Consider the following 10,607-nt stretch of genomic DNA (forward strand, 5'->3'; position numbering starts at 1 on the left):
ATGGGACGGTGGTTGAAAATGTTAGAAGATACTCCACAAAGAAAGCTGACGAAACTGACACAACAACCTTCTGTCGGTTTTGTCAGTACCAATTCAGAGGTTTATCATAAAAATAATGCTAAAAAAATAGATCTGATTAGCTTTGTCAGGGGGTGCTTATACAGTTTTTCAATTGATGCGCAGCAAGTTGTCGATGGCTTCCTGTCTTTGGAAGATGAACAAGATATAATCAATGGTAATGTGCCTGCCGAGTCATTGCGGTTACATATTGAGCTCTGGCTGCAAGCGGGTAAACCACACTACTCAGGCAAGTGATCCATAGGGATAAAAACAAACAGAATATAGCGAGGTTATATGCCAAATCTTGAAAAGAAAGAGAAAAAACAACATCAACTCAGCGATAGCATGCTTGAAGCAAAAGAGAAATTTAACAGACATATCATTGATGAAAATGCTATTGCAACTAACAATATCAGGGCTGAAAAATTCGACATGGATAAAGCCAAACAGAAAAGCAGTGATGCTTTGATAGCTCTTGATGTAAATGGTGGCTTGCAATCAATGCTCGCCGCCCAAATGTTATCCATCCATGAATTCCAACAGCGAACGATGACCTATGCTAACGCCATTGATAGTTTGGAGTTAAAGAAATACTACACTAATACGGCAGTAAAATTAGCTAATTGCTTTGTACAACAGGCTAATATACTTGCAAAACTACAGGGCGTTGGGGGGCAAAAAATAATTGTTGAGCGCGTTGATGTCCATCAAGGAGGCCAAGCTGTTGTTGGCAATATCCAAGGGGGCATGGGTAAAAAGGAAAAAACATGAAAACAACCTCAAGAACCGAGAAAAAGGGCTACGCATTCGAATTGGCTCCACGCTGTGGCGCACGAACAAAAGGTAATAATGGTGAGCCTTGTCGCTGCCCTGCTGTTAAAGGAAAAGCCCGCTGTCGCGTACATGGTGGTGCGAGAGGCTCTGGCGCGCCACGCTATAACCTCAATGCTTTAAAGCATGGCGAAACTACAAGTGAGGCTAAGGCATTCAGAACAGAGATTAGACAAGCAATTCAGCACAACAAGAGCCTTATCAAAGAGCTCGGCTAAGTAAATCGAATTTCAATTTTCAATTATTTATTAGAGGTTGGAGGGGGTAGCGGGGTTTTGGACTGAGTCGAGTCATCCGGTGGCACGCAACTTTCCCAGCTTCTTTGCCAGTTGACCCTCGCAATCAATAAAAATGTCCATAATGTCGTTTTTCCTCTAATCGATGAATGAGTCGAGAATCGCTCTCCTTTAAAGAACACTGATGGGAATGTTTCGTCTGATGACAAAATAACAACCGTTTTGAAGCATGTTTCCGAGGTGATTTTTACTTTGGTGCGACAACAATAGAGATCGTAACCCATTATGTAATTTGACAATATTATTACCAGAATATAGAATCCACATGATTAAAAAAACACCATATGTCATTTAGCAATATGGATGTTATAAAATAATAAACGTTTTGCGAAAATTCAGTCTCTAAAACAACAATAATAATCAAGATGTGATATTCGTTTTAATTAATAACGAAGAAAGGTTATTGTATGAAAAAAGTTTTAGTAGCTGCTCCCCTTTTCATTTTGTTATCTGCTTGTGCTACTGGCTACCACTCCCTGGGCTTATCGGGTGGTTTTGACGAATTCAAGTTATCAAATGATTCTTACATAGTTAGATTTTCGGGTAATGGTTTCACTAGTGGGGATCGTGCCTATAAATATGCTATTAGACGTTCTGCTGAGCTGACCAAGGAGAAGGGATATAAGTATTTTAAAATCATAAAATCTTCATCTGCTGTAGATAGAAGTACTTATGTAACCCCCTTAAGGGCAAACACTCAATCAAATTATAATGGTTACGGTGGCTATGGATATGGCAGTGTTACTGGGAACAGTACTACAACCATCACTGGGGGAGATGTAATCACAACAGAAAGACCATCCACTTCGTTTGCTATAAAAATGTACAAAAACCAAGTAAGCGGCTCCCTGAATGCTGATATTGTTTTAAGTAATTTTGATAAAAAATAATCTAATAAATATCTAAGCCACTGGAAGCAACAATGATCATTAAAACAATATCATCCGTATTAATTTCTGCCTTATTTCTTTTTTCAGCACTTCATGCTTCTATATTAGGAAAATCAGAACACTCAAAATGCAATAAACTTTTTCTATCCTCCGATAAAAATGCTTTTAAAATATGCTCTAAAGAGGCTGACCACGGTGATGCTGATGCCCAATCTAATTTAGCAGATCTTTATGTAACAGGAACTCTTGAAGTTCCAAAAAATTATGAACGTGCGTTGTTTTGGTATAAAAAGTCGGCTGAGCAAAATAATATGTATGGTCAATCAGGGTTGGCTTTTATGTATTTACAAGGTTTGGGCACGGATAAAGATTACCAAAAAGCATTTTATTGGTACGATAAAGCAGCAAATCAAGGAAACCCTACAGCAAAATTTCATCTTGGCGTAATGTACAGTTATGGCATAGGTTGTTCTACTGACGAAAAGAAAGGTTTTGATCTAATTCAAACATCTGCGGAGCAGGGAAATGCGGATGCGCAATGTTTCCTGGGATTGATCTATCAAGGCTCTGGGAGTATTCACAATGATAAGTTAGCATATTATTGGCTCAATAAATCTGCTGAGCAAGGTATATTGGAAGCTGAGTATGCCGTAGCCTTGATGTACCTTAATGGACAAGGTATAACTCAAGATAGCACCCGCGCTTTTTATTGGATACAAAAATCTGCGGAGCAAGGTGTTGCTTATGCGGAATATAGTTTAGCCGTTATGTACTTTGAGGGTCTAGGTACATTAAGAGATCATTCACAAGCTTTGAAGTGGTTCAAAAAAGCAGCGACCAATAACAACAGTTATGCGTCGAGTTTTCTTGGGTACATGTACTTTAATGGACTTGGTACACTCAAAGATAATGACAAAGCACTTTATTGGTATAAAAAAGCTGTGGCAGTAGGTATGCCCACGGACTTAGATATTTATGCTGCCAATACTTTATCTACGGTATCTCCTGCTACTAAGATGACCTCTGAGAAGGGTTATATTCAAAATTCGTTGGGATATATGTATCAAAATGGTTTTGGTGTAAAAAAAGATTTTAAACAAGCATTTTACTGGTATAAACAAGGGGCAGAGAAAGGGCATAGTTTTGCGCTGGCTAATTTAGGACAGCTGTATTTTAATGGCCAAGGTACATTAAAAAACTACAATGAAGCCTTCAAATTGTTTCAAAAAGCAGCTGACAAAGGTAATACTTATTCGCACTTAAGGCTCGCGATTATGTATTACATGGGAGTTGGTACATTAAAAGATTACAAGCAAGCAGCTCATTGGTGTAGGTTGGCATATAACGACAACATAAAAGGAGCAGAATTATTATGGAACATGGGAGAGCTTTGGAAATATGAATAATTGTTGTTGTCAGATAAATATCGCGTATTTATCTATCGCCAACCCGCCTTTTTTTAATTCTAACTCAGAGGAATATTGTAAGTATCCATAATACACTTTTCTTTAAGTGTACCCCCAAGTGTACCCAGAGAGGCGGTGAAGAAATTTGAATTTTACTAGAAGCCACGCGTGGTGTGGCTCCCCGGACAAGACTCGAACTTGTGACCTAATGATTAACAGTCATCCGCTCTACCGACTGAGCTACCGGGGAATGAGGCGGAATCTTAAATGGATTCCGCGGGTGGGTCAAGAGGAATTAAAAATAAATTTTTCTTTTTCCCCTAAGGATAATTTTTTATCCAGTATTATTTGCAAAAGCGCTGTAAACGAGCCATTGCGTCTTGCAGAATTTCCATGCTTGTCGCAAAGGAGAGGCGGATGCAGCCTTCGTTGCCAAACGCAGAACCTGGTACTAAAGCGACGCCGACTTCTTGTAAAAGTCTTTCTGCAAACTCCATGTCGTTGGCAAAGCCACGTCTTTCAATGATGGGTTGTACATTAGGGAAAAGATAAAAAGTACCATCGGCAGGGATGACTTCGATGCCTGGCATGTCATTTAAACGCTCAACAATATAATCATGGCGTTGATGGAAGGCATCGACCATCATTTCTACTGATTCTAAGCCACCATTCAAGGCTGCAACAGCCGCTTTTTGGGCAATTGAGCAGGGGTTTGAGGTCGATTGGGATTGTACAGTTTTCATGGCGTCAATTAATTTCGCAGGACCTGCTGCATAACCAATGCGCCAGCCAGTCATGGCGTAGGCTTTAGAAACACCGTTCAAAACAATCGTTTGTGGGTAGAGATCAGGACAAGCATTTAAAATATTAGCAAAAGGCATGGTCCAAAGAATATGCTCATACATGTCATCAGTAGCAATTAATACATTTGGATGTTGTTTTAACACTTCAGCAAGGCCTTGCAATTCTTCAAAAGTATAAGCAACACCAGAGGGATTAGATGGGCTATTGAGCACGAGCAGCTTAGTCTTCGGCGTAATTGCTTTAGCGAGTTGCGCGGGTGATATTTTGTAGCGGGTCGCTGGTGTTGAAGGGATAATAACTGGTTTACCGCCAGCTAATAAAACCATATCAGGGTAAGATACCCAATAAGGCGCAGGAATTAACACTTCATCGCCATCATTAATGTAGGCTTGGCAGAGATTGTAGAAACTCTGTTTGCCGCCCACTGAAACTAAGATTTGATTTAACTGGTAATCCAAATCGTTTTCACGTTTGAATTTATCTTTAATCGCTTGTTTTAGTTCGGGAATGCCGTCGACCGCTGTATATTTGGTAAATCCAGCATCAATAGCCGCGATAGCCGCTTGTTTAATGTGGTTAGGGGTATCAAAATCAGGCTCACCTGTGCCAAGTCCGATGATGTCCAAACCTTCTGCGCGCATTTTTGCAGCTTTGGCTGCTACGGCAAGGGTTGGGGATGGTTTAACTTGGTGTATTCGCTCTGCCAACGCGATATCCATTTTTAAGCTCCTATGCTATTTTTTTGATCAATTAATGCTGCGAAAGCTATCATAACACCTTATTGATCGGTTATAGTTTATATTATGAAAAACGTATTTAAAGTTTACTCTAATTATCAACCTGCCGGTGATCAGCCAACTGCAATAGCTTCGCTAATTGACGGCCTGGAGTCCGGGTTAGCGCGTCAAATCCTTTTAGGCGTTACCGGTTCGGGTAAAACTTACACCATTGCGCATGTCATTCAGGCGATGAAAAGGCCAACCCTTATTATGGCCCCCAATAAAACGTTGGCGGCCCAACTTTATGGCGAATTCAAGACCTATTTTCCAGACAATGCCGTGGAATATTTCGTCTCTTATTATGATTATTATCAACCTGAGGCTTATGTTCCGGCATCAGATACCTTCATCGAAAAAGACGCTTCCATTAATGAGCATATTGAACAAATGCGCTTATCAGCGACTAAAGCGCTGATTGAACGGCGAGACGCTATTATTGTAGCGACAGTCTCAGCTATTTATGGCTTGGGTGATCCCGATTCTTACCTCCGTATGTTATTACATCTTTCCCGCGGAGAACAATCAGATCAGCGTAAAATTTTAAGGCGTCTTGCCGAAATGCAATACATCCGTAGTCAGCAATCATTAGAACGAGGGCAATTTCGTGTGCATGGCGATGTGATTGATATTTTCCCCGCCGACTCAGAAAAAGAGGCCATCCGTATCGAACTTTTTGATGATGAAGTCGAAAATATTGCCCGATTTGATCCACTAACGGGAGAGGTAATACAACGATTACCGCGGGTAACGATTTTCCCCAAAACGCATTATGTGACGCCACGCGAACGCATTTTACAAAATATCGATTTGGTTAAGGTAGAATTGCAAGAAAGGTTGACCGAACTAACCGCAGAAAATAAATTACTCGAAGTTCAACGGTTACAACAACGCACCTGTTTTGATATCGAAATGATGTTGGAGTTGGGCTATTGCTCAGGAATTGAAAATTATTCTCGCTATTTATCGGGACGAAATAGCGGCGAGCCACCGCCTACTTTGTTTGATTATTTACCTCCAGATGCCTTACTGGTTATTGATGAGTCACATGTGACTGTGCCGCAAATTGGAGGAATGTACCGCGGTGATAGAGCGCGCAAAGAAACCTTGGTGCAGTATGGTTTTCGCCTTCCCTCCGCTTTGGATAATCGTCCGTTGCGTTTTGAAGAGTTTGCTGAGCGTTCCCCGCAAACGATTTATGTTTCTGCTACCCCAGGACCTTATGAGCTTGAGAACAGTGATAATGTAGCCGAGCAGGTGGTGCGTCCTACGGGATTAATTGATCCGCAGGTTTTAATCAGACCTGTCAAAAACCAAGTCGATGATCTTATGTCGGAGATTCGTCAGGTGACTGCACAGGGTGAACGGGTGTTGATTACAACGCTTACTAAACGGATGGCAGAGGATTTAACCGATTATTTGCGAGAACATGGGATCAAAGTCCGCTATTTGCACGCAGATATCGATACGGTTGAGCGTGTCGAAATTATCAGAGATTTGCGCTTGGGAGAATTTGACGTTTTAGTGGGGATTAACTTATTGCGCGAAGGTTTGGATATGCCAGAGGTCGCTTTGGTTGCCATTCTTGATGCTGATAAAGAAGGATTTTTACGCTCGGATCGCTCGTTAATCCAAACGATTGGTAGAGCGGCGCGTAATGTCAATGGACGTGCAATTCTTTATGCCGATCGGATTACTGGTTCGATGCAGCGCGCTATCGATGAAACGGAGCGGCGTCGTAATAAACAAAATGAATTTAACGAAAAACATGGGATTACCCCTAAGGGAATTAAAAAATCAATTACAGACATTATGGAAGGTGCTTACAGTACACGACGTGGTAAGTTACAAGTCGCGGAGCGATCGGCGATTTATCAAGCAATCCCGCCTGATCAATTAATTAAACAAATAAAAATTTTAGAAAAACGAATGCACGAGCATGCGAAAAATATGGAATTTGAGCAGGCTGCAAAAGTGCGTGATGAATTCCTAATGCTAAAAGAACAACTTAAATTAGGCGAAGCGCTTTAATCGAGGGCTCAAGACCAGCTATCTAAACCCACACTAATGATCTTCCTTCTACGGTTCATCCCGCCTACAAGGCTATCGGTAAAATCACCAAATCTAAAACAAAGAGCTAGATCATAAGTTTTCATGATCAAAATTTGAACCAAATAATTTGCCGTGGTAAGTTATTTGTTCTAATCATGGACATGGAGAAAAGAGATGAAGATAGGCGAGTTAAAAAAAGTTGTGGCTAAATTGGGAGAAAAAGTTGCACAGACGTCGCCTGAATTACTGGATTTAGTTGGGAGATTAGAAAGCTTATTAACCGGGCTCAATGATAATGATGAGGTATCTACTCAATTACGAGAGCCGTTGATTCTTATTTTGGATGAATTTTGGACTTGGGTGATTAAAAATTTACCTTATGAAAAATGGCAAGCAGGCCTCGAAGTTGAACCATGGCTTGAGCTGCAACGTGATTTATCAAAGATTCCTGATATGGAAACACTGAAACCGGTTGAAGATTTACAAAATAAATTATTAGTAGATGAATTGCTTTTGGACAAATTACGTTTCCAGCTTGAGCAATCCGAAAATGAAGACCTGATGCAAGGGAGAAGCAAATTAGCTAAACATTGTACTGACTCCATTCTAAGCGCTCAGAGTGAATTTGAGGCAAGGCTTGGCAAAATCAAGACATTGCAGCAAGAGATAAAACGAGTCGAGGAAGGGCAAAAACAAAAATCGCGAGAGATTAATAAGTTAATTAGGAGGAATTTTTTAGCCGCAAATTACCACCATCCCAGGTTATTTGCAGTGATTGAGGAAAAGTATAAAACGTTGAGTTCGCGAGCTATCGATGCGAACCAGCTTTTGGTTCTCTTAAAGCAATGTGGTCGAGTAATCAAATATGCTGAGACAACGAATCTTAGCGATTATCCCATCAGTTCCTTACCTGAAAAACCTTTACCGCAACAGCAGCATAGATTGAAAGAAAGCGTCGTTTTATTAGCGTCTATTTATTATTTAATTTTTCACTACTGCAGCGTTGAGCAATTAAAATTATTACCTCATCTCATCTATTTCCGCTTAGAAACTACCGATGAAGAAAGACGTTCTGAACAGGCTATTTTTAATTATTTATCCACACGTATTTTAGATAGCCAGTTATTTTTTAAAAAACAAAGGGCTTTTGATTCAAGAGCAATAAAAGAGCTTGGTTTAGAGCAAATAAAAGAGTTGCCGACCTCTTCACCTCCAGCACTGTTCCATGCTGTGAAAGAGCAGCGCTGGATCTATGCTTTTGTTCATCATATCCGCTATCGGAATAGTAATTTGCAGGCTACGCCAGAGAATATTAGTCTGACTTTAGAGCTCTTGGAGACTGATTTTGCCAGCTCTGGTAACCAATCCTACACCGCGGCTCTAAACTTTGCTGAGGGGGTGATTAGACAGCTTTTTTGTTTAAGTGAAGAAGAGCAAAAAATAGTGAGTTCGGCAATTTATTTATTTTGTTTAGATAACTATGTACGAGAACATCAAAAATTGGATGAGCGAACTTCAGAAAACTCAGCCGATGATTGCCAAACCGAAAATGTCGAAAAACGCCTAATACTGGATTTTCGGCAAAAATTTCAATTTATTGCAATTCCTGATAATGAATGGCTACTTGTTTTCCGCCAACGAAGCAGCGCACTTCTGAATAAGGATGATACCCAACTTCTGCGTTATGCTGAACAGCTTTTCACTATTCAATTCAGTACTCAAGAGGATAAATCGTATTCAGCGGCACTCAAATTCTTCGAAGAAATAGAGAGGCAATATCCTCAGCTGAGTGAGAAAGAGAGTATGCTAGTGCACGATGCGCTTCACGGTTTTTGTTTAAAGCAATACGCCCTTGATCGCCGTAGTGATAAGGAGGAAAAGCACTCTAAACTTTCCTTTTCAGCCGATACCAAATGCAATGGTGCTTTAAAAAAGCGAAGCTCGATACTAGGTTATGCTCATCAAGGTATGGGATTTTTTGAACGGATGGCTTTAAACCAAGGACGATTAAAAATTTTAGAAGATACATTTGAATCTAAAAAAGAAGCCCGACAGACTAGATTTTGAACCCTTTTGGTTCAGGTGGGGGGCAGAGTGTCGGTTCAGGCTTCCCACCTAAAGTGGGCTTGCGCAACGCCGGCTACAGGACGCTCCCCTGTGTGTGAGTATTGGTTCACAAATTACTCGCTGTCGGGTTAATTGCAGTATATCATTTTGGCTTTTAAGTGAAACTAGCAAAAGGTTAATTTACGTTTTTTTTTCATTAGCCTAATGAGTGTGAGAAAGAATGAGAGTCTTATCTATTCCTGCGAAGGAGGGCTTTTAGCGGCACTTCGAGACAGCGCTGCGCGCTCCCTCGGTGCGAGCGGTATAAACAAAACGATCAACGAACGAAACGGTCTTAAATCCCGCAGACAAGTTTTGTTACCTAGTGCTGGAGCTCAACCATGCACAGCGCCTCGCTGTGATGCCGCCAACTCGCGACTCAATCCGTTTGTGGATCCTGATCAAGATTCCCATGGACTGCTTGATGAATTTTGTTTTCTAGCGAGCTAATAAATTTACTCACTTGAATACGTTGTTGCTCCTGTTGCTTTTGGCAAGTAATCAGTTCGTGGCTGATATTAAGCGCCGCTAAAAGCAAAGTTTGAAATTCATCCAGCTGCTTGAATTTTTTTGTTTGCTTTAATTGCTCGTTTAGCTTTTCAGCAGCTTGTTCGAGATTGATTTGCTCATTTTCAGGACATTTAATTTCATATGTTTTATTCAATAATTTGATAGAACAAGTTTTTGCGGTTGTCATGTTATATGGCCTATACAATGTGACGTACTATTCAAATAGTAGCAACTTTGGAATGACCGAGCAAATCAGTTATCATTAACAATTTGCATCAATGAGTTGATTATGTCGCTAGAAACTACTTCTATCAATTTGCCGGATTACCTTGATTTTAGCAATATTATTTCGGTTTTAGACTTACCTTTTTCCGGTAGTGAGTTGCACGGAATGATGTGTGGTTATTTGTGTGCCGGCGCTGCTTATGAAGGCGAAGCCTATTTACATACCTTAACCCCAAATAAAAAAGATACCTCAACCCGTGCTGCCGCGTTGGCTATCTTTGAAGTTTATACTATTAGCCAACATCAGTTGGGTCATTTTGATTTTGGCTTTGAAATGTTGCTGCCTGGAGAACATGAATCATTAATTGAACGCGCACAAGCGTTCAGCGAATGGTGCGAGGGCTTTACCCAAAGTATGAACATTACCGGAATCAACGCTTCCCGTTTTCAAGAAGACGAGTCTAAGGAAGCCCTGCAGCATCTGCAGGAATTTGCTCAATTAGACTATGAATCCTTACATGTGGATGAAGAAGATGAAAGAGCTTTGGTCGAAGTCAGTGAGTATGCGCGATTGGCTGTTCTGCGCTTATATAGCGATTTAAAAGAAAACAATGCTGAACATGATAGTAAAAAAACAACCCATTAACGTTT

9 protein-coding genes, 1 tRNA gene and 1 other RNA gene are annotated in these 10,607 nt (G+C 40.6%); 7 read left to right on the top strand and 4 right to left on the bottom strand.

Annotation, left to right across the window (positions count from 1 at the left end):
- From Lnau_RS07615 to Lnau_RS07635, 5 genes are all read left to right on the top strand, one after another.
- Entirely contained in the window at positions 1–315 is a 315-nt protein-coding gene (locus Lnau_RS07615; protein WP_058504523.1) for a hypothetical protein, read from the top strand.
- Between the two features lie 39 nt (positions 316–354).
- A complete protein-coding gene (locus tag Lnau_RS07620; RefSeq protein ID WP_238585931.1) occupies positions 355–831 on the top strand; it encodes a hypothetical protein in 477 nt (158 codons plus the stop codon).
- Positions 828–1,109: an HGGxSTG domain-containing protein gene (locus tag Lnau_RS07625; protein ID WP_058504524.1), complete on the top strand. Its 282-nt coding sequence runs from the start codon at positions 828–830 to the stop codon at positions 1,107–1,109. The genes Lnau_RS07620 and Lnau_RS07625 overlap by 4 nt, the downstream gene beginning before the upstream one ends.
- Before the next feature lie 485 nt (positions 1,110–1,594).
- Positions 1,595–2,077, top strand: a complete 483-nt coding sequence (locus Lnau_RS07630; RefSeq protein WP_058504525.1) for a CC0125/CC1285 family lipoprotein — start codon at positions 1,595–1,597, stop codon at positions 2,075–2,077.
- A gap of 32 nt (positions 2,078–2,109) precedes the next feature.
- Positions 2,110–3,483 carry a tetratricopeptide repeat protein gene (locus tag Lnau_RS07635; RefSeq protein ID WP_058504526.1) on the top strand — a complete coding sequence of 458 codons (1,374 nt, stop codon included), beginning with the start codon at positions 2,110–2,112 and terminating at the stop codon, positions 3,481–3,483.
- A 174-nt stretch (positions 3,484–3,657) separates the two neighbouring features.
- Here the strand turns inward: Lnau_RS07635 and Lnau_RS07640 are convergent.
- Together Lnau_RS07640 and Lnau_RS07645 are read right to left on the bottom strand one after the other, a co-directional pair.
- Positions 3,658–3,733, bottom strand: a tRNA-Asn gene (locus tag Lnau_RS07640).
- Positions 3,734–3,827: 94 nt separating this feature from the next.
- On the bottom strand, positions 3,828–5,006 hold the full coding sequence (locus Lnau_RS07645) for a pyridoxal phosphate-dependent aminotransferase (protein ID WP_058504527.1): 1,179 nt from the start codon (positions 5,004–5,006) through the stop codon (positions 3,828–3,830).
- Between the two features lie 84 nt (positions 5,007–5,090).
- On the opposite strand from Lnau_RS07645, the gene uvrB reads away from it, so the two are divergent.
- Positions 5,091–7,094, top strand: coding sequence for an excinuclease ABC subunit UvrB (gene uvrB, locus Lnau_RS07650; RefSeq protein ID WP_058504528.1), 2,004 nt, complete (start codon positions 5,091–5,093; stop codon positions 7,092–7,094).
- A 2,062-nt stretch (positions 7,095–9,156) separates the two neighbouring features.
- Here the strand turns inward: uvrB and ssrS are convergent.
- A non-coding RNA gene (gene ssrS / locus Lnau_RS15990) (6S RNA) lies at positions 9,157–9,315 on the bottom strand.
- A gap of 285 nt (positions 9,316–9,600) precedes the next feature.
- On the bottom strand, positions 9,601–9,918 hold the full coding sequence (locus Lnau_RS07660; RefSeq protein ID WP_058504530.1) for a cell division protein ZapA: 318 nt from the start codon (positions 9,916–9,918) through the stop codon (positions 9,601–9,603).
- 102 nt (positions 9,919–10,020) lie between these two features.
- Here Lnau_RS07660 and Lnau_RS07665 point away from each other — a divergent pair, with 102 nt between their 5' ends.
- The gene (locus tag Lnau_RS07665) at positions 10,021–10,602 is read left to right on the top strand and encodes a UPF0149 family protein (protein WP_058504531.1); all 582 of its coding nucleotides are present in this window, start codon (positions 10,021–10,023) and stop codon (positions 10,600–10,602) included.
- Positions 10,603–10,607: the final 5 nt, after the last annotated feature.

Origin of the sequence: Legionella nautarum (assembly GCF_001467895.1) — a bacterium.
Lineage (GTDB): Bacteria > Pseudomonadota > Gammaproteobacteria > Legionellales > Legionellaceae > Tatlockia > Tatlockia nautarum.

Coding starts and splice junctions, on each gene's coding strand:
- Lnau_RS07630 (WP_058504525.1), top strand. CDS start 1,595: ATGAAAAAAGTTTTAGTAGCTGCTCCCCTTTTCATTTTGTTATCTGCT.
- Lnau_RS07645 (WP_058504527.1), bottom strand. CDS start 5,006: ATGGATATCGCGTTGGCAGAGCGAATACACCAAGTTAAACCATCCCCA.
- Lnau_RS07635 (WP_058504526.1), top strand. CDS start 2,110: ATGATCATTAAAACAATATCATCCGTATTAATTTCTGCCTTATTTCTT.
- Lnau_RS07620 (WP_238585931.1), top strand. CDS start 355: ATGCCAAATCTTGAAAAGAAAGAGAAAAAACAACATCAACTCAGCGAT.
- Lnau_RS07665 (WP_058504531.1), top strand. CDS start 10,021: ATGTCGCTAGAAACTACTTCTATCAATTTGCCGGATTACCTTGATTTT.
- Lnau_RS07625 (WP_058504524.1), top strand. CDS start 828: ATGAAAACAACCTCAAGAACCGAGAAAAAGGGCTACGCATTCGAATTG.
- Lnau_RS07615 (WP_058504523.1), top strand. CDS start 1: ATGGGACGGTGGTTGAAAATGTTAGAAGATACTCCACAAAGAAAGCTG.
- Lnau_RS07660 (WP_058504530.1), bottom strand. CDS start 9,918: ATGACAACCGCAAAAACTTGTTCTATCAAATTATTGAATAAAACATAT.
- uvrB (WP_058504528.1), top strand. CDS start 5,091: ATGAAAAACGTATTTAAAGTTTACTCTAATTATCAACCTGCCGGTGAT.